General features: G+C 40.2%; 19 protein-coding genes. 15 read left to right on the top strand and 4 right to left on the bottom strand.

The window, feature by feature from the left end; genetic code table 11:
- Positions 1-4 precede the first annotated feature (4 nt).
- From CHU_RS02530 to CHU_RS02555, 6 genes are read left to right on the top strand one after another with little or no spacing between them, the layout of a single operon-like run.
- Complete coding sequence (locus tag CHU_RS02530) at positions 5-538, top strand: NADH-quinone oxidoreductase subunit A (protein WP_011583913.1); 534 nt, start codon at positions 5-7, stop codon at positions 536-538.
- Positions 539-579: 41 nt separating this feature from the next.
- Positions 580-1,116, top strand: coding sequence for an NADH-quinone oxidoreductase subunit B (locus tag CHU_RS02535; RefSeq protein ID WP_041932144.1), 537 nt, complete (start codon positions 580-582; stop codon positions 1,114-1,116).
- A complete protein-coding gene (locus tag CHU_RS02540; protein WP_011583915.1) occupies positions 1,113-1,619 on the top strand; it encodes an NADH-quinone oxidoreductase subunit C in 507 nt (168 codons plus the stop codon). Before CHU_RS02535 ends, CHU_RS02540 begins: the two co-directional genes overlap by 4 nt.
- Before the next feature lie 43 nt (positions 1,620-1,662).
- Positions 1,663-2,841, top strand: a complete 1,179-nt coding sequence (locus CHU_RS02545; protein ID WP_011583916.1) for an NADH-quinone oxidoreductase subunit D — start codon at positions 1,663-1,665, stop codon at positions 2,839-2,841.
- A gap of 20 nt (positions 2,842-2,861) precedes the next feature.
- Positions 2,862-3,698 (top strand): hypothetical protein, encoded by an 837-nt coding sequence (locus tag CHU_RS02550; protein WP_011583917.1) that lies wholly within the window; start codon positions 2,862-2,864, stop codon positions 3,696-3,698.
- Between the two features lie 33 nt (positions 3,699-3,731).
- Positions 3,732-4,193, top strand: coding sequence for a hypothetical protein (locus tag CHU_RS02555; RefSeq protein ID WP_011583918.1), 462 nt, complete (start codon positions 3,732-3,734; stop codon positions 4,191-4,193).
- Positions 4,194-4,263: 70 nt separating this feature from the next.
- Here CHU_RS02555 and CHU_RS02560 read toward each other — a convergent pair whose 3' ends face one another.
- On the bottom strand, positions 4,264-5,469 hold the full coding sequence (locus CHU_RS02560; protein ID WP_011583919.1) for a leucine-rich repeat domain-containing protein: 1,206 nt from the start codon (positions 5,467-5,469) through the stop codon (positions 4,264-4,266).
- Positions 5,470-5,630: 161 nt separating this feature from the next.
- Between CHU_RS02560 and CHU_RS02565 the strand changes: the two genes are divergently transcribed.
- From CHU_RS02565 to CHU_RS02605, 9 genes are all read left to right on the top strand, one after another.
- Positions 5,631-6,002 carry a hypothetical protein gene (locus tag CHU_RS02565; protein WP_049755424.1) on the top strand — a complete coding sequence of 124 codons (372 nt, stop codon included), beginning with the start codon at positions 5,631-5,633 and terminating at the stop codon, positions 6,000-6,002.
- Between the two features lie 67 nt (positions 6,003-6,069).
- Complete coding sequence (locus CHU_RS02570; protein ID WP_143143957.1) at positions 6,070-7,137, top strand: transporter; 1,068 nt, start codon at positions 6,070-6,072, stop codon at positions 7,135-7,137.
- Positions 7,138-7,147: 10 nt separating this feature from the next.
- Positions 7,148-7,933, top strand: a complete 786-nt coding sequence (locus CHU_RS02575; RefSeq protein ID WP_143143958.1) for an MbnP family protein — start codon at positions 7,148-7,150, stop codon at positions 7,931-7,933.
- A gap of 74 nt (positions 7,934-8,007) precedes the next feature.
- On the top strand, positions 8,008-8,313 hold the full coding sequence (locus CHU_RS18750) for a hypothetical protein (RefSeq protein ID WP_148206038.1): 306 nt from the start codon (positions 8,008-8,010) through the stop codon (positions 8,311-8,313).
- 59 nt (positions 8,314-8,372) lie between these two features.
- On the top strand, positions 8,373-10,520 hold the full coding sequence (locus CHU_RS02585; protein WP_238379330.1) for a T9SS type A sorting domain-containing protein: 2,148 nt from the start codon (positions 8,373-8,375) through the stop codon (positions 10,518-10,520).
- 216 nt (positions 10,521-10,736) lie between these two features.
- Complete coding sequence (locus tag CHU_RS02590; RefSeq protein ID WP_041932146.1) at positions 10,737-11,510, top strand: MbnP family protein; 774 nt, start codon at positions 10,737-10,739, stop codon at positions 11,508-11,510.
- Between the two features lie 18 nt (positions 11,511-11,528).
- Positions 11,529-12,560 carry a cytochrome-c peroxidase gene (locus tag CHU_RS02595; protein ID WP_011583926.1) on the top strand — a complete coding sequence of 344 codons (1,032 nt, stop codon included), beginning with the start codon at positions 11,529-11,531 and terminating at the stop codon, positions 12,558-12,560.
- A gap of 3 nt (positions 12,561-12,563) precedes the next feature.
- Entirely contained in the window at positions 12,564-12,800 is a 237-nt protein-coding gene (locus tag CHU_RS02600) for a hypothetical protein (RefSeq protein WP_011583927.1), read from the top strand.
- 455 nt (positions 12,801-13,255) lie between these two features.
- On the top strand, positions 13,256-13,900 hold the full coding sequence (locus CHU_RS02605; protein WP_143143959.1) for a carbonic anhydrase family protein: 645 nt from the start codon (positions 13,256-13,258) through the stop codon (positions 13,898-13,900).
- A 155-nt stretch (positions 13,901-14,055) separates the two neighbouring features.
- On the opposite strand, the gene CHU_RS02610 is transcribed toward CHU_RS02605, so the two are convergent.
- From CHU_RS02610 to CHU_RS02620, 3 genes are all read right to left on the bottom strand, one after another.
- A complete protein-coding gene (locus CHU_RS02610; protein ID WP_011583930.1) occupies positions 14,056-14,421 on the bottom strand; it encodes a hypothetical protein in 366 nt (121 codons plus the stop codon).
- A 192-nt stretch (positions 14,422-14,613) separates the two neighbouring features.
- On the bottom strand, positions 14,614-18,843 hold the full coding sequence (locus CHU_RS02615) for a CHAT domain-containing protein (protein WP_011583931.1): 4,230 nt from the start codon (positions 18,841-18,843) through the stop codon (positions 14,614-14,616).
- A gap of 25 nt (positions 18,844-18,868) precedes the next feature.
- Positions 18,869-19,747 carry a PorP/SprF family type IX secretion system membrane protein gene (locus tag CHU_RS02620; RefSeq protein ID WP_011583932.1) on the bottom strand — a complete coding sequence of 293 codons (879 nt, stop codon included), beginning with the start codon at positions 19,745-19,747 and terminating at the stop codon, positions 18,869-18,871.
- Positions 19,748-19,784: the final 37 nt, after the last annotated feature.

The raw sequence follows: 19,784 nt of genomic DNA on the forward strand, positions 1-19,784 counted from the left end.
TAAAATGACTGAAACTTCCTCACAGCTTTCAGAATTCGGCGTTATTCTCCTGTTTATCATCACCGGTATTGTGTTTGTACTTATTGGTGTTGGTGTGGCTGCACTGCTGCGGCCTAACCGCCCGAATATTGAAAAACTGATGGTGTACGAATGCGGCGAAGATGCGGTAGGCAAAGCCTGGGTAAATATGAACGCACGCTATTACCTGACTGCGCTGATCTTTGTGTTGTTTGAAGTGGAGGTTATTTATTTATTTCCAATCGCTACGGTGTACGGTGATCACAGGCTGGATGCAGCTACACAAGGTGCATGGACAATCTTTTCACTCATTGAAATACTGATTTTCATTACGCTGTTATTTATTGGTCTTGTGTATGTATGGCGCAAGGGATATCTGGACTGGAACAAACCTGAAGTGAAAGCAGATGCGTTTGTTTCCAGGGTTCCGAAGAATCTATATGAGGCCATCAATGAAAAATATGCGCAGCCGGAAAAGGGTTTAACCTTCAAAGGATACATAAAAAAGATTAATGCTTAAGAAACTACTCCCTTGCAGGGTAGGTGAAAAATCAAACATTCATGAGTTTACTCGATCATAAATTTGGACAAGGCGGCATTGTCGTTTCGCAACTGGAAGATGTGCTGAACTGGGCACGTTTGTCGTCGCTTTTCCCTATGAGCTTTGGCCTGGCGTGCTGTGCGATCGAGATGATGCAGACGTTTACATCGGGGTATGATCTGGACCGCTTTGGCGTAATCCCGCGCCCAAGCCCGCGCCAGTCGGATGTGATGATTGTTGCCGGTACCGTAACCTTTAAGATGGCGGACCGCATCCGCCGTTTGTACGAACAGATGCCTGAACCGAGATATGTTATTTCAATGGGATCCTGCTCCAACTGCGGCGGTCCGTATTGGGAACATGGCTATCACGTAGTGAAAGGGGTGGACCGTATTGTGCCGGTTGATATTTATGTACCAGGCTGTCCGCCGAGGCCTGAAGCGCTTATCGGCGGTTTTTTAAAATTACAGGAAAAGATCAGAAAAGAAACACTGGTAGCGCCCAAAGCGGTTGAACGCTTTCTGGAAACGCATGCCAAAGAAAAAAATATTGCATGAGTTATACGTTTCAGGATATAAAAGCGGCCATTGCTGAACGCTTCGGTGAGGCCGCCATTACCGGTGAACAGGCTGCTTTGGCACAACCGCAATTACTTGTTCAGAAAGCGTTCTTAAAAGATATCTGTTTCTTTCTGCGTGATGACGAACGGTTTTTCTTTGATCAGTTGTCGTGCTTAACCGGTCTGGATAATGGTCCGGTGAAAAATACCGTTGAAGTAATTTATCATTTATATTCTATCCCTTTTCATTTGTTTCTGGTTATAAAAGTAGAAGCAGAAAGAGGAGATGGGAAAGACATACTGCCTGAAATTCCTTCTGTAGAACAGGTATGGCGCACGGCCGACTGGCATGAACGCGAAGCGTTTGATCTGTACGGCATCCGGTTTTCAGGGCATCCGGATCTGCGACGCATACTGCTGCCGGCCGACTGGGAAGGTTATCCGCTGCGCAAGGACTATACAGAACAGGAATATTATCACGGTATTAAAGTAGCGTACTAACGTGGCAGAAACTCACTTAAACTATACATACAATCCGCTTCACATGGAGTCTTCGGAACCATTGGTGCTGGATGTCGGAAATCTGAAACGCGGTGAGATCATTATTAACATGGGTCCGCAGCATCCGTCTACACATGGTGTGTTGCGTTTGGAAATTCTTACGGATGGAGAAATTGTAAAAGATGTGATCCCGCACATGGGCTATCTGCACCGCTGCTATGAAAAGCATGCAGAGAAACTTCCCTACAACCAGGTAATCCCGTTTGTGGACCGCATGGATTATCTGGCGGCTATGAACTCTGAACATGCGTATGCAATGGGTGTTGAGCGTATGCTGGGTATTGAAAATGATATTCCGAAACGTGTTGAATACATACGTGTCCTGGTTGCTGAACTTAACAGGATCTCTTCGCATTTTGTTGCAATCGGTACATACGGCCTGGATATTGGGGCGTTCACGCCTTTTCTTTGGGTGATGCGTGATAGAGAACATATTAACCGTTTGCTTGAATGGGTGAGCGGAGCGCGGATGCTCTATAATTATATCTGGGTAGGTGGTTTGTTTTATGATCTGCCGGTAGGCTTTGAAGAACGCTGCAAAGATTTTATCAGCTATTTAAAACCAAAGCTTGCAGAACTTCAGAAAGTAATCATTGATAATAAAATTTTTATTGAACGTACCGCCAACATTGGTGTACTGCCGCTTGACCTGGCCATTAATTACGGTATTACAGGACCCATGCTGCGTGCGTCAGGTTTGAAATTTGATTTACGGAAAGTAGATGCGTATTCGGTATATCCGGAAATTGATTTTGATATTCCTGTTGGCACCGGCGCAGTAGGTACTACCGGCGACTGCTGGGACAGGACACATGTACGCGTTGCAGAATGTTTTGAATCGGTAAAGATCATAGAGCAATGCCTGGAAAAATTGTTGGGCGAACACAAACGTACGCGCGAATTTGATCCGCAGGCAATCGTTCCTAAAAAAATCCGTCCGAAGGTAATGGACTTTTACGTACGTGCAGAAAATCCGAAAGGGGAGTTGGGATTCTTTTTCCGTACAACCGGGAATACAGATATTCCTTTCCGCTGTAAGGTGCGTGCCCCGAGCTTTGTGAATTTATCCGTGCTGCAGGCCATTTCAAAAAATGTAATGATCGCAGATCTTGTAGCCATTCTTGGTTCGTTTGATATTGTAATGGGAGAGATAGACCGTTAGTAAGTAAATGCCTGCATAGTATGAATGTAGAACAGAGATATAAAGAAGAGCTAGATAATTTAAGGAAAAATCCTGAATCTCTTAATCTGTATTCAATAGATGCTGCAAAAGACAATAATCGAAATCAAATTAACAGAAATCGAATTTTAATAGCACTTTATAATGATTGTCAGGAGAATGATTATAAAATAGCAGATTATCTGTTTTATGAAGAAAAAAAACTAAGACAATCAGCACGGGATGTTGATGACTATGAAGTTGACGTTTTATATTTAGCAGCTTTCATATTAACAAAATTCGATCATGTTGAGGACATATGGAAATTCATTGATTCTAAAATGACAGATTATGATTCTTCTATTGGATTTGATACTGAATATTTATTGGCTTTTGGTTTAAAAAACGTATTTGATTATTTAAACCACACAGATCATCCAAATAAAAGAAATGTTATAAAATTAATTGGAGAGAGTGTAGAACAATGTAAGTATACTCAAAATGAAATAAATGATTGGAAAAAAAATAAGCATGATTATTTTTGTGTGTTTAAATTTCCGATTAACGATTACGTTGATTTTTTATTTCAAGCCAAAGAATATACGTATTTAAAAGAAATATTACCGGAATGGATGATTACAAAGGATAACTGGACGGAGAAAGAACATTTAACAACCATAGCAATTGGCAGCACGCTGAATTTGGATAATATAAGATTGCAGGCGTTAGAAAGTTACAATGAAAAGTTGAAGAAATCTGTTCGTGTAAGAATGAATAAACAAGAAATAGCAACTATTGAAAGTCCTATTAGGCAAATTGATTTTTGGATGAAATTTAAAAGGCTATTTATAAAAAAATAACTTATTTCAAAAGTGATAATATTATAAGCTAGTATGAAAGCATATTGGATTGTATGTGTAAGCAGTTTGATGCTGATCGTTTCCTGTAAGGAACAGGCAGAAACAAAAGAAACTGCTGTCAGTCAGAAAGACACCGCTGTAACCATTGTTCAGCAGGATACAGCGGCACACATTAATAAAGATGTGATCCGGGATTATGTGCCGCGTGTTTTGAAATTTAAAAAAATGCCGGACGCCACACGTGTTCAGCTGATAGAAAAGTATGAAGTGTTTTCAGAGCGCTATATTGATTATTTACTGATTACACAAAACAAACAGTATTATTCTGATATAGAACAAAAAGATAATAAACAGGCATTTGCAATTTTACGGGATGAGACAATTTCTCTGAAAGAAAAAATCAAAAAGGCCGCAGCAACTTTTACAGATGAAGATATCGCACGTCTGGATGCAGCCGATGCCCGCATGAATGCGGTGATTGAAAAAAATCCTTAAAAATACATATGTAAAATAGTTATCGCTGGCTATAAGGCAAACAATTTACACCTTATAGCCAGCGATTTTTTTATTTCATGATCTTCATGGTGCTTCCGTCACTGTATTGATAAATATATACACCATTCGTTGCCTGTTCGGCACTGATCTCTTTACCCAATACAGTTACTACACGAACCAATGTTTTTGAGCTGTCCGTATTGCGCTCTTTAACATCGGTTGCCAGTGCACATGTTGTACTCCATGCTGTTTCCGGACTTTTACTCCACCACCAGGAAGAGGTACTTTTTAACTGATCTGTTGTATTGATACAAACCGTTGAAAGATTCGGGCAGGATGAACAATTTAGATATTCAAGATTGGTTATGTTGCTTACATCAAGTGTTGTTATTGGATTGCTGTAACAGAAAAGCAATGTAATGTTGCTGTTTGCAGAAACATCTATAACACTTAAATTATTGCAGCAGCATTTAAAAAATTGTATGCTGGGATTTTTACTTATATCTATAGCAGTAAGCAGATTTGCGCCGCAATCCAATTCTGACAGCGCTTGATTTTTACTTATATCCAGGCTTGTTATTTGATTTGAACTGCAATTGAAATTTATCAGTGCAAGGTTTTTACTGATGTCAAATGAAGTGAACAGGTTGCCGTAACAGTTCAGATTTGTTAAAGCGGTATTCAAGCTCACATCAAGAGACGGAAGCTGGTTAGAATAGCACGATAGACCAAGCAACAGGGGATTTTTAGACAGATCAAGAGCTGTTAGCTGATTGAATTGGCAATTTAATGCCATCAGCTTGGTATTTTTAGTCACATTCAATGCAGTAAGCGAATTAAAACTGCAATTCAAAAATTCTAAATCGGTATTGGCAGAAACATCAATCGATTGAAACAGACTGGACGAACAGTCCAATGAGTTTAAAACGGTATTTTTTGATACATCCAGTGTTGTTAATTGCGTGCCTGAGCAGTACAGATTAACTAAAGCAGTATTTTTACTTATATCCAATGAGGTAAAGGGATTGTCCGAACAGGTCAGGTCTGTAACATTTATAAATGCTTCAATGCCGGTCATGTCCGTAATTGATTTGCCGTATATATTGAGCCTGGTTACCGCGGAAGCTTCACTTATCTGGATTTTTCCGTCGTTGTTTTTGTCAACGCCTTCGGCAATAAGGGCTGCTTTAAAGTTTGCATCGGGTATGGTAACAAGTTGTGCCTGCGTTAAAAACATAACGCAAAAGAAGCAGAGAATAAAAAAAGAAGTTTTCATGGGGTTCTGTTAAATTAGGATAATTTCAATAACGTAAATATACGTTTATTGCGGATTGTTAAATCTATTATTCAGATAATTAAGATATAATTTTGTTTAAGCTGCAGCTTTATGTGTAAAATCTGTTGTTTATCCAGAACAAACTTTTTAGCTTTGAACGGATGAAAAAAGGCTTTATCATATTGTTGGTTTTATTTATACTGCTGCAAAGCAGTATAAAATCACTGTATGTAGCCTACTACAACATCAACCAGGATTATATTGCTTCTGTTCTTTGTATCAATAAAGCAAAACCGGCATCAACGTGTAACGGTAAGTGTTATCTGATCAAAAAAATGGAGCAGCAGGAAAAACAGGAACAGACAATACCTTCTGTTTTAAAAGGTCTTGAAGAAGTTGTATTGTTTTGTACAACACAGTCTTTTGCTGTTGCACCGGTAGTTACAGAAATACCACAGCTAACGTCATTGGATGCGTATCAGATGCATGCGTACACATCGCCTGCAGACCGTATCATTCAGCCTCCTCAGTAAATACTTAATACATCGCACGTGCTCACACAGGAGCATGTATTCTTTATCGATAAGTATAAGTATTCAAATGAACATGATAACAAAATGTTGTTTGCTGCTGCTGTTTGCAGGAGTAAATACAATACGTGTATCTGCGCAGTCAGATTCAAGTATAACAACCCCGGCCTGCCTTTCCTGTTTATGCAGTAAAGATGCCACACCCGCAGGTGTGATGATCAGTCACGTACATCCAAAAGGAGAGTGGATGTTATCCTACCGCTATATGGGAATGCGTGGAAAAGGAATTGAGCAAAACGGGCGGCCGGTTACAAACGATCAGGTCTACGATCAGGATTACCTCATGTCTTCCGATAACATGCATATGGACATGCATATGCTGATGGCTATGTACGGGCTCACAAAAAATCTTACGTTAATGGGTATGGTTGAATATAACCGTTCAACGATGAACATGCAGGCACCGGAAGGTTCTGCCCATGTGCACAATGGCGTACCTATGTCGTCGGGTATGGCGCATGACATGAAGGCTTCAGGCTTGGGGGATGTATCTGTAACAGCCCTGTATGCATTGGTAAATTCTTTTAATCATCACCTGCTTGTTTCCGGCGGTATTACTATTCCTACGGGATCGATACAAACAAAAGGCGGTGCAGCAAGTATGTATCCAGAGCAGCGCTATCCTTATATGATGCAGCAGGGATCAGGTACCTGGGATGTGCTGCCGGGTTTAACATATACCTTTCAGCACAATAAGATCATGGCGAGTTCACAGCTGTGTGCTGCTATACGTACAGGCTACAATACAGTCGGATATAAACTCGGAAATAAATATTCCTTTAATAACTGGGTTGGTTATCGCTGGTTGGATTGGTTCAGCACATCCTTACGTGCAGAAGCCAATACAACAGGCAGTATCAGCGGTTCAGACCCTACGTTATATGCATACAATGAACCTTCGGCAAATCCATATAATTACGGCGGACAAACAATTACAGGTTATGCCGGTGTGAATTTCTATTTCTTAGGTAAAAATAAAATCGGAATAGAAGGCGGTTTGCCTTTATATCAGAAAGCCAATGGCATTCAAACGGCTGCTTCTTCAACGATTCATTTAAATTATACACTTGTCTTTTAACGTTACTGTTATGAAATACGCACTTATTATCACACTTGCACTTCTCGCTGCTGCCTGCAAAAAATCTGCAGCGGATGATCCGTCTTCACCGGCAAATACCGTTGTTACAGCTCCTGTTAATCTTCATTTACATACCTACATCGGGGAAAATGAAGTAGATGGATATGATATTATTTACCGCACAACAGAAGGGAGAGAAATGTCGCTATCTATGGCTCAGGTATTTTTATCGGACATTGAACTGGTAAAACGCGACGGTACTATTTATCCCATTAAGGATACCATTATCTTAACAAACATTATTGATCAGGTATATCGTTTGGGAAATGTTCCGGTAGGCAATTACAGAACGATTCGTTTTAAAGCCGGATTGTTACCTGCTATTAACGCACAAACATCAGGCGGGAGCGTTCCGTTGAATGATAAGAGTATGTGGTTCAGCAATACTGCGCAGCAGAATAATTATATTTTCATGAACTGCTCCGGCAAGATCGATACGTCGGCTGCACTGGTTGGCAAGATGGCGCCGTTCACCTATAAGATCGGTACCGATGCACAGTTAAAACAGGTTGTGATGCCCGATCAGAATTACTCTGTGCAGCCAAATACAACGGGCTATGTGCATATGCTGGTAGATTATTCGCAATTGTTTATTGGTGTTGACCTGACGGATGCGGCTAACTTAAGCATTACTACTTCCGAGCAGAATTCATGGCCGGACAATGGACAGGCCTGGCCGATAGCGGTTACGGTAGCCGATAATATTGTGCATGCATTTAAATATGAAAATGAATAAACATGTTTCTGCATAAAAACATAGTTATTTATTTCTCCGCATGTATGATGATTGTATTCATGCTTCAGATAAGTATGAATACACTGATTTATTTTCGGTTTAAAATAAATCAGGACTATGTAGCAAAAGAAATATGTGTGAACCGTTTTGATACGAAGAGTACATGTAAAGGCAAGTGCTATCTAAAAAGTCAATTGAAAAAATCAGAAGACAAAACAGCTTCTTTTCAAACATATGTAAAATATAAAATCGATCTGTATTTTGTCCGGCATGTATGTTTAAATATATCTGCTGCCGGATTATTTCAAAAAAAATATGCGGGTTATGTATTCTTGCATGTAAAAGAAATTGCCATAGACTTTTTTCACCCGCCGGCATAACGTGTATGAATAATTAGTTTATTACACGTTTTAACATGCTAACTTTTAATTTACAAACAATGAAAAAATATATTAATACAAAGATCAGTACAATGCTTTATTGTGTTCTTTTTGTACTAGGCACACCGGTTGCAAGTCACGCACATTTTGGTTCAAAAGGACCATTTGGCGGAAGCATTACGTGTACGGTGGTAGCAGGGGATACGGTTTATATGGGTACTGAAGAAGGTGGTGTATTCGAAAGTACAAGTGCATTATTGGTGGGATGGCGCGCAAGGCCGGTTGGGTTAAAGAGCGGAAAAATAACAGCTATTGCACACACGGGTGTAAACCTGTTTGCAGCAACAGCAGACAGCGGCATTTTCGTTTTAAATGGCTATGTAGGTTCCGACCGTTATTGGAACAAAGTAAATACCGGGTTAACAAATTTACATGTTACCAGCCTGATCGCGATCAGCAAAACGACACTGCTGGCAGGAACCACTAATGGATTATTTCTGACAACCAACAGCGGTGCAAGCTGGCAGGCCGTTAACGGAGATCTGCATCATCTGGATATTACAAGGATTGTAAAAGCAGGTGCTAGAATTTTTGTAACAGCTCAGGATGGCGGTGTGTATGCAACAGATAATACGGGTGCTTCATGGATTGAATTTAATGATGTACATACAGAACACATTGCCGGTACTACAGCATTATCGTACAATGCAGCAACGGATGCTTTAATGGTTCTGAATGAAAACGGATTATTTATTGCGCAAACAGTAAGCACAACCAATACACCTGTTTATACAGCTGCTGCCGGATTTCCTTCAAATGAAACAGTTGCGTATATTTCAAACAATGGTGCAAACTGGTATATAGCTACCAATAAAGGAGTATATACGTCTTCCGCTTCGGTTATTAACTGGACAAGCATATCAACAGGTTTAGCAGGTCTTCCGGTGAAAACAGTTGAACCTTTTAAAAATGGTCTTGTCAGCGGTACAAGGCTGTATGGTATTTATAAAACAAATTTACCTGTTGTTTCCTGGTCTGGGATGAATATAAATTTTAATAATTTGAAAACAACCGCCATGGTTACAAGCGGCACAGGCTTTATTGTAGCAGCAACAGAACTGGGCGTACGTGTAAGCAGAGATATTGCAGCCAGTTATGTTTCCGCAAATCTTGGTCTGGAAGACAGTACACATGTTAATGATCTGGTTATTGCGAAACACTTTTTGGTAGCGGCAACAACATACTCAGGTGTATTTATTACTGCAGATTCCGGTAAGCACTGGACAGCGATCAATACCGGCCTGGAGAATCCAAACATTAAAAAAGTGTTTTATTCAAATGATATATTATATATTATTGATGCTGCCGGTAATGTTTTCAGAGCGTCTGTAGGTCTGCCTCAATGGACTCCCATACAGAGCGGATTGCCTTCGGATGTTAAGCCAACGTCAATGGCATTTTACGGAAATAATATTCTGTTAAGCACACAAGGTAGTGGTGTGTTTATAAAAACAGAAACAGGTACGTCATGGACAGCATACAATACCGGTTTATCAAACCTGAATGTAACTTCTGTTACAGCTTTAGGTACTAAAATATATGCAGGTACAGATGGTTCAGGTGTATTCGTTTCAGATTCCGCAAAGGCTCAGATCAGCTGGTCGGCAACGGCACCTACCATCATTTCCCATACAACTTTATTAAATCTGAATGGTATGCAGATTCAGGCATTGGCAAGCTATGCAGGTCATATATGGGCCAGCTGCAAAGGCGGCTTGCTGGTAAGTCCCGATAACGGAGCTACGTGGAATGAAGGCGGAAACCAGTTTAACTTACCAAGCTTTACAGATGTTACAAAAATTAATTTTGTTAAAACACGTGTGTTTGTTTCAACGGAAAATAATGGTTTATACTCAAATGCCCTGTCTGAGATAACAACCATTACCTCGTTATTCAGCAGTACTCCGGTAAATTATACAGCATTATTGATAGCTCCGAATCCTGCATCCGGAGCATTTAAGCTGGATACAAAAAATGTAAGCGGAAGCGTGAAAGAAATCATCATCTATGATTACAATGGCCATGTGAAAGACCGGTTTGTTCAGGAACAGGACGTGTATTCTATACACTATACACCCGGCATGTATCTGGTGCAGGTAACAACTTCTGAAGGTACGCTGTATACACAAAAGATGGTTGTTAAATAATCAACGTATTATTTCTTTTCGTATTTCAGATCTGTATTCATATACAGACCAGGAATTACTATGTCCTTAAATATCTAAAACAGGTCTAGAAAGGCATTCCAGACAGCGCTCTACAGGTGACTGGCGGACAGCTGCATATTCTATTATTATTTATACAAAGCATACCTGGATAATTATATCGATACTCTGGGTGTGCTGTTTAAAAATCTACTTCAAATGAAAACACTGATAAGATTCATATTATTCGTTGCCCTTACGGGCTTTATGGTTTCCTGTAAGAAAGATAAAAAAGAAGAACCGGTTCCTGAAACTCCGGTGCAGGCGTTAACACTAAGGCTTACGCCAATGGCCGGCGCAGATACACTGAAGTTTAATACTTCCTTTACAACTGAAAATAATGTGCGGTATACACTGGCGTCATTCAGGTATTACATGTCTGATATCCGTCTTGTTAAAAAAGATGGAACGGAACACGCCCTTGCAGGAAAAGTATTGTTGATAAATGCCAATACATCGGATTATGCGCTGGGCAATGTTCCTGCCGGTGATTATGCAGGAATCCGTTTTGCTGTAGGCCTGGATGCTGTGACCAATCACGCAGATCCTACCGTGTATCCAGCAGCACATCCATTAGCGATTCAAAGTCCGGGGATACACTGGAGCTGGAATTCCGGCTACATCTTTTTATCCATGGAAGGAACGTGTGATACAACTGCTGTTAACAATGATGTGCTGACCTTTGGACAATACAGCCATGGCATGTTCTTCCACATAGGTATGGACCCGTTGTTACGCAATGTATCCCTTACCAACAAAGCTTTTACTATATCTGCAGATGCGCCTAAGGTATTGTCTGTGCATTCAGATATCAACAAGCTCTTTACAGGCATTGCTCTGAAAACAGAAAATGCTTCGCATACCATGGGCTCCATGCCATTGGCTACCAGAATGGCAGATAATATACCCGCCATGTTTACCCTTACCGAATAATATGTTTTTGCTATTCATATGATAAAGCAAAATACAACGTGTACTATATATACCAGAGGATGTTTTATTTTCCTCTGGTGTATACTTCTGTTATCGTGCCGAAGAGGAAATGACCCGGCAGATGAGATCGCTGAGGGTAATAAAATCATCTCACTGCAGGTGCCGAAGGGATTGTTGTATCCCGATGTTCCCGCAGATAACCAGCCGACAAAAAACAGAATAGAATTGGGAAGGATGCTGTTCTTTGATCCCATACTTTCAAGAGACAGTTCGGTGTCGTGCTCTACGTGTCACCAGACGGATAAGTTCTTTGCGGATAATTTAAAAGTGAGTGTCGGGATCGAAGGACGAAAAGGCACACGGAATGCGCCATCACTGATTAATGTTGCCTACCAGCCGTCTATGTTCTGGGATGGAGGTAATCCTACGTTAGAGCAGCAGGTGATCGCTCCGATTGATAATCACGATGAGTTTGACTTTGATGTAAATTCCATTGTTGCAAAGCTGAAGGTACATCCCCTGTATGCAAACCTGTTTCAGCAGGCGTATGATCAGGAGCCAGGCGTGTATAGCCTTACGCGTGCAATTGCCTGTTTTGAGCGGACGTTGCTTGCGGCGGATTCCCGCTACGATGATTATCTGCAGAACGGAAACGGGAATGCGCTGAGTGCATCAGAGATCAGAGGGATGAATTTATTCTTCAGCGAAGAGGGCGAATGTTTTCATTGTCACCAGGGAGCGCTGTTTACCGATTACAGTTTCAGGAATAACGGGCTGTATATGCAATATGCCGATTCGGGAAGAGCGCGTATTACACAGGATCTTTCTGATATCGGAAAGTTTAAAGTGCCTTCGTTGCGGAATGCGGAGATGACTGCTCCATATATGCACGACGGAAGTATTCAAACACTTGAGGAAGTTGTTGAACATTACAGCAGGGGCGGTGTCCGGCATCCGAATAAAAGCCCCATTATCCAGCCATTGAATCTGAATGCGCAGCAAAAAGAGGATCTGGTCAATTTTATTAAATCATTAACAGATAAACGATAAAAGATGAAACAGCTTATTGTATTGCTTTGTGTACCGCTACTGTTTTCGTGTACAGAAAAAGCACCCATGCAGGCATCAGATAATTCTGTGCAGGTAGATATTTCTGCTGTTACAAATCAAACCGATCCCATCTGTCATATGCCTGTAAAGGGGCATTTAGCTGATACGGCACTTATCGGCGGACAGATCTGGGGATTTTGCAGCAGCGCGTGCAAAGAAAAATATGTACAGCTAAAATAATACCTGTATGGATAAGGCGCAGCCATTCGCCTGTGCCTTATCCATACAGTCAACCGGATTCTTCTCACCGTGGTCTGTGGCACACAGAACATTCACTACAGATTGAGTTAATAATGAATATATATAAATGTACAAACTAATTCATATGTAAAACCAAACCGAAGCTCACGCATGCGTATAGGAGAAGTTTATTTCTGGACAAGTATAATCTGCTAAAAGACCAGAACAATAAATAATTAACTATATAGGGCTTTGGGTGTTCTGTGTGTCACAGAACACGGTGAAGGTGTTCTGTGTGTCACAGACCACGGTGAAGGGCAACCGGATTCTATCAGGCACAGACAAATGTTTGCCCCAGCGGCGTTTATTTAATTACTGCCGGTAAATCGGTATTGCACCATTCGATTTCATTTCCTATTTTTCAATATTCATTATACACCATACGCTATAAAACAATGAGTCAGCAACCATTAATCGAACGTGTTCTTTCTGCGGAAGAACAGAAACAGTTAACACCCGATGAAGTAATCGCGAGTTTAAAAGAAGGGAATAAGCGTTTTTGTTCCGGCAGCTTAACCATGCGCGATCACTCCAAACAGATCAGAGATGCAGTAAGCGGTCAGTTCCCGAAAGCTATTGTATTATCATGCGTAGATTCACGTGTACCGATCGAAGATGTATTTGATAAAGGAATCGGCGATATGTTTGTTGCCCGTGTAGCCGGCAATATCGTGAATGAAGATATTCTTGGTTCTATGGAGTTCAGCTGTAAAGTATCCGGTGCAAAATTAGTGCTTGTGCTTGGTCATGAATATTGCGGCGCGATTAAAGGTGCTATTGATAATGTGCAGCTGGGCAATCTTACAGCACTGCTTCAGAAAATACGGCCGGCTGTTGACAGATGCTGCGATTTTCAAGGTGACCAAACATCTAAAAATTCACAGTTTGTTGATCTGGTTGTTCGTGAAAATGTAAAAGTAACGGTTGCAAATATTCGTCAGCAAAGCCCTGTTTTACGGGAGATGGAAGATGCCGGTGAAATAAAAATCGTTGGCGCCTATTACGATATGGATAATGGTGAAGTGTCGTTTTACGAATAACATGAAAAAATACAAATAACAAAAAACAAATTCCAATGACGTGCGATTACTGCTATTACAAGAGCTGCTGCGCTTCATTGCTGTTATATGTATGTAACAAATAAATAAGATGGTGAATTATAAATGCATGTCTTAATACAATTTTTCATCATTCATCATTTAAATAACCATGCGTACCGTTTTCTGTTCCGGCGGTAGGTGTGGTTATTTTCATTTTGATAGGCTTCTTTTTCTAAAAGAATATTCCGATAGGCTTTATCGGTATCAAATTTATATCTGAATAAATTGATTACATAATTTCCTAAATAAACCGGAAGGAATAAAAACGGTGTCAGTTCCTTTACCTGTTCGTGATGAATGAGTTCATGATTGAGCAGTACCTGATTGGTCATATCTTTTTTATCCTTGAAGAAGATCCAGAACACGGCATACTGCGCGGTGAATCCTCTATTGGCTCCCTTATCTTTGCTGAATAAACCGGTTATGTTTTTCATATACCAGTTCGCGTGTATCAGTTTCATTTTTAAAATTATGAATTATGAATTATGATTCGCCGCGGCGAAATGAATTATGAATTATGAATTATGAATTATGATTCGCCGCGGCGAAATGAATTATGAATTATGAATTATGAATTATGATTCGCCGCGGCGAAATGAATTATGAATTTTTTATCTTGATGTTTTCATTCATTAACTCATAATTCATAATTATCAAAGTCCAATCATTATAAACGCGCCCCAGTATTTCGGATCGGGATATTCTTTCATCAATTCAATTTTAGCCTTGCTGAATGCTGCCCGTTTATTTCCTGACTGCAGCCAGTAGGTGTAAAAGTTTTCCATCAGTTTTATGGTTACCTCATCCGAAACTTTTGACAAACTCATAATGATTGATTTGGCGCCTGCTACCGTAAACGAACGCTGCAGACCATACACACCTTCGCCTACTTTTACTTCACCCAGCCCGGTTTCACAGGCACTCAGCACAACCAGTTCTGTTTTATCCAGCGAAAGATTCATTGCTTCATATGCTGTAAGGATACCATCTTCCATATTAATAGCATTGAAATTGTCTGTAGTTAACAGCTCGCCACCGTTAAACAGCACTACACCGGAAAGCAGGAGCGGATTTACCACACTCTTTTCCGAAATGGCATTTGCTGACTCAACATTATCCTGCCAGAAAAAACCGTGTGTTGAAATATGCAGCACATTTGGATTTTTAATATTCTTTACCGTGTCCTCTGTGGCATTTTTTCCAATGTACATTACCGTTTTCCATTTATTGGCAGACATCAGTGTGTTGATCTTCTTTACTTCTGTTTCAGACCCCGGTAATTGTTCCAGTTCTGAATCATCGGCTTTGCTTGTGGTGAAATACGTGGGGTTACCGATCAGGTCAATTTCAGGCTGCTGAACGGTTTCTGTTTTTGCAGCTTTAACGTGAACAACATTTTTATTGATAATATCCCGGCATGAACCTATGTAAATGATGTTGGTAGAATTGATCAGGTAATTCCCCTGTTCATCTTTTAATGTCTCCAGGTTGATCTGGTTATATACACCATCGCCGGCAAAATAAATGGTTTTAGTATCCGTACTCAATAAGGCTGAAACCGGCTTCCAGTATTGCCTGTAGGATAAATCATCTTCTTTGCTGAATTTAATCATGTTCCTGTAATACTTCAGGAATTTTGTTTCCAGCTCTTTTCCGTTTTCTTCAATCACAAAAGACGGATTACTTGATTTATTACTTACGGAAACAAACGCATACCAGGTAGTATCGCTGAATGATTTTGTATAATATCTGAAAGGGATAACTTCTATTGCAATTTCATTGTCCTGTAAATTTTGCTTTACGGCTTTCCATGTATAGGAAATTGCTTTGGATTTATTTTGTTCTGTAAAATCTTCTGAAATTGCACTCAGCTGTTTTTCGATCATTTCCAGCTTTGTTTCCATCACGGCAATATCAATGCCTTCTTCCTTACGCTGAGCTGCATTCATTGAATAGCCGATTGCCAGGTTGTCGCGTAAATCCTGCCAGGTTTGATACAGGCGTATCGCCGTAGTATCACCGCTTGCATAGATTTTGTTTTTTATTTTAAGCTGAGAGTTCAATAAAACAGATTTCGTCTGAAGCTGAATGTTCATGATCTTACCGATCATTTCAGGATATGCTTTGCTGTTTGTAAAAGCAATTGTTTTATAGAATTCAAAATCTTCTTTTATTTTATCCCAATATGCCATTTTCCCCCGTTCACTTAAAAAAGGAAATACTTTGTCAATGTAAAGCAAGGATTTGTTTGTACACTCTTCAATGTTTTCAATGGCTTTAGATGTATTGCCTAAGATGTAATACATCTGCGCGCAGCTTCCCAGCGCAAATACATAACCCGGGTGATTGTCATCGAAAATGGCTTTGTATTCATCGCGCGTTTTTTCAAACGCAGTAAGTGCCGCCGCATATTTTCCTGAACGGTAAAAAATCTTTCCGGATAAATTATTCAACTGTGCCGTATGAATATTGTTTTTTCCTGATTTATTTTCCCAGATTTTTTTAGCAACATCAATGTTTGCTAATGCAGCGGTGTACTGATTGGTTAATGCAAGGAAGATTGCGTAGTTCTCAAGTCCTTCAGCATATAGGGTAGAGTTATCGCCGGCGCTGTTCCGGATGATCTCCAGCGCTTTTACAAACTGTTTATCCAGATCAGCTGGTTTTGTTTTGTTTTTTCTGCTTGTATATAAATCCGCTTGAAACGTAGCAAGTGCTGCTTCGTGCATTAAAATACCGGTTTTGATATTTTTATCTCCGTAGGTTTTAGCGTAGATCTGCAGCGCTTCAAGAATGGAGGATTCAGCTTTTTCATAATCACCGATAGCTGTATACAGTTGCTTGTAGTATAACAGACTGGTTGCGTACGGTATGGATTTATTGCCGTACACATTTTTACTGATCTGCAGGGAGCGGTTGAAATACGCGTCAGATTCTGCATAATTTCCTACAATCAGATTCTGTTCGCCTAAATAATTTAACGTGGCGCAGATACTTTTGTGTGTGCCGCCAACGGTTTCAGTTTTATATTTTAAAATGGCAGAAAGTATTTTACTTCCTTTCTGATATTCACCCTTTTTAACATAGAGCAAACCGATTTCTTCCACAAGAAAAATATCGTCGTTTTCAGTGATGTTTACACGATCTGCAATTTTTTTAGATTTTTTTAACGATTCATCTGCGCCGATATAATCTCCCTGCAGCAGCTGCAGTTTCATGTCCAGCTCAAGCGCTTCAATCCAGGCACGCGAATATTTCTTTTTATTGTTCTTCTCAAAAATGGAAAGACTGCCTGCTATTTTTTCTGCCGCGCCGGTATAATCACCGGTAATGGTTTTCAATTCTCCTGCATGAGAAAGGAAGATGGCATATAAGGTGTGTGTAGCTGAAAATGTATTTTCAACACGTTTCAGGTTTAACAAAAGTCTGTTATCTGCCATCCCAAATTCTTCCGTATAGACATACACATTTGAAAATGCCAGTGTATTTAAATAGTAATCCGGATTTTCAATAGATACCTGATTTTGAAAATCAGAATCAAGCACGCTGGAAAAAATTATTTTTGCCTCTTTAAATTTATCCAGATTGAAGGAATAGAACCGCGCTTTATCTAATAACAATATCTGATAAGCCGGTGATTTTTCTCCGGTGAGCTGTGCCTGAAGCGCAAGCATTTGTTCCATTGTACTTTCTGCTTCAGCATATTTCTGTTGTTTTACCAGAATGGTAAATAAAGCCGTCAGGTATTTTTCACGCATGCTGTGTACGGGCGGCAATGCGTTGCGGTTTAAAAAATCCGTTGCGATTGTTTCTGCCTTTGCCCAGTTCTTTACATCCATTTCACGTTCAACGGCAGGATACGTATTGGCAAGATAACCCAGATTATTTTTATTGTAGTAACTGTATAAACGCACCACAATATCATTTCTGTAATAATCTGCTTCTTCCGTTTTTCCCTGGCTAACCAACACATTGATCAAGCCTTGCAGAATGCTGATCTGTATTGGAGCGTGCGGCTGAAAGAACTGTTGTGAAAGCGCGGAGGCTGTTTTAAATTCTTTTTCTGCCAGATGATATTCGAGATTGTTCTGCTGGCATTGCGCCAGCAGATAATGATAACGGGCTTTGTTACCTTCTTTGTTGCTGATCGCGGAACTGTTTTTTTGCAGATAGGCAATGGCGGAATCGGAAAGTCCGTTCTCTAAGTAGGCCTGAGCTTTTAATAAGATGTAATCTGCGGTTAAATTTTCCCGTACGGTTTTTTCACTTTCATTCAGCTCTATCAGCTGCATGCTTCCTTCTGCAGTAAAAACCGAATCTTTGATCAATCGTGCTGCAACACTATTTTTATAAAATTCCGTTTCGGCGGTTACTTTATTTAAAAAGCCTTTGTGAAATAACGATTCATACTGATAATAACGGATCAGCTCCCTGTCGTAAGGCGGAAGCAGCGGGATCAGATTTTTTATAGATGTATACACGGAATCTGTTTTTGTATACACACCACGCTGAAAATAAAAATCGCAGTATACACTAAAGGTTTCAGCCAGGCGGCTTACGTTGGTAGCTTCTGATAAAGCCGGCAGAAATTTCTGAATCTCTGTGCGGGCAGTTGCTACTTCAGATTGTTTATCCAGCCGGTCTGCAAAAAGCGCCAGATAGCAGTTGCTGCGCAGCAGATCAATGTCCTGTGCATGCGGTTTATTTGCAATTGCGGCATGCGTTTTTTTAGCATAAAAATATCCAGCTTTATAATCTGCCTGTTCTGAAAATACCGCAAGCTGTGTAAAGTCTGCTTCAAATGTGCTTTTCTGAGCCGCACTTTCAGGCAGCATGAAAAATCCCAGTAAAGCAGTTAGTAGAATGTTGTAGATACGCATCATCGTATAAGAGATAAATCAAGAATTATTAAAATCCGTAGCGTACTAAAATTTCACTGCTGCCGTAGTTGCCAAGAGCAAATCCGGACGTATTGAATTCATACCGGTAACCCAGTACAATTTTAGGTGTGATATTTACATTGGTATACAGTGCCATTGCCTTCGGGTACATAAAACCAATACCTGCTGTAAACGTCTGGTTAAAAATTACACTCAGGTTTATGTAGTAATTAAGCGGACGGGTAGGGTAGTAGCGGACAAGCACATTTGGCTGTAATGCAATAAAGTCTGTTACATTTAATTTTATACCTGAAATAAAGAAAAAGTTTTTCTTAACAAGCGATTTGTTTGTAGCATCATCGTAGTATAATTTGTTTGCATCGATTAATACTAAATCAGGAACAGAAAGTCCGGCGTAAAACGATTTCTTTTTATAGAATACACCTGCGCCAAACGTACCGATGATTCCTCTGTTGGCGTTTGATGAAATGTACGGATCATTTTCATCCCATTTAAATGCCGTGCCTGCACCAAAATTAATCTGTGAAATTCCTGCCTTTAAACCAAACTGTACAAAGGATTCGCGGCCGGTTTTAATGCGGTAACTTACATTTCCTGAAAAGTTCAGTTGTAACGTATTCGCAATGGCATGTCTGTTTAATACAGCACCGCCACCGATGTTTTTACCTAAAGGCGCTTCAACCGTTATCACCTGTGTATTGGGTGCACCGGGATATTTGCTCCATTGTGAACGGTAGATGCCTGTAGCGCGGATCTGTGTGCCTGAACCCGCGTACGCAGGATTGTAATACAGCAGCACGTTCTGAAACTGACCAATGTTTGGATAGATCTGTGCCTGTACAGCAAATGCTGAGAGTGACAGAAGAAGTAAGAGTATTTTTTTCATAAACGTATTCAATGAACGTATCAGTGGTGTTTTTTTT

The sequence above is a fragment of the Cytophaga hutchinsonii ATCC 33406 genome (genome assembly GCF_000014145.1).
Taxonomy (GTDB): Bacteria; Bacteroidota; Bacteroidia; order Cytophagales; family Cytophagaceae; genus Cytophaga; species Cytophaga hutchinsonii.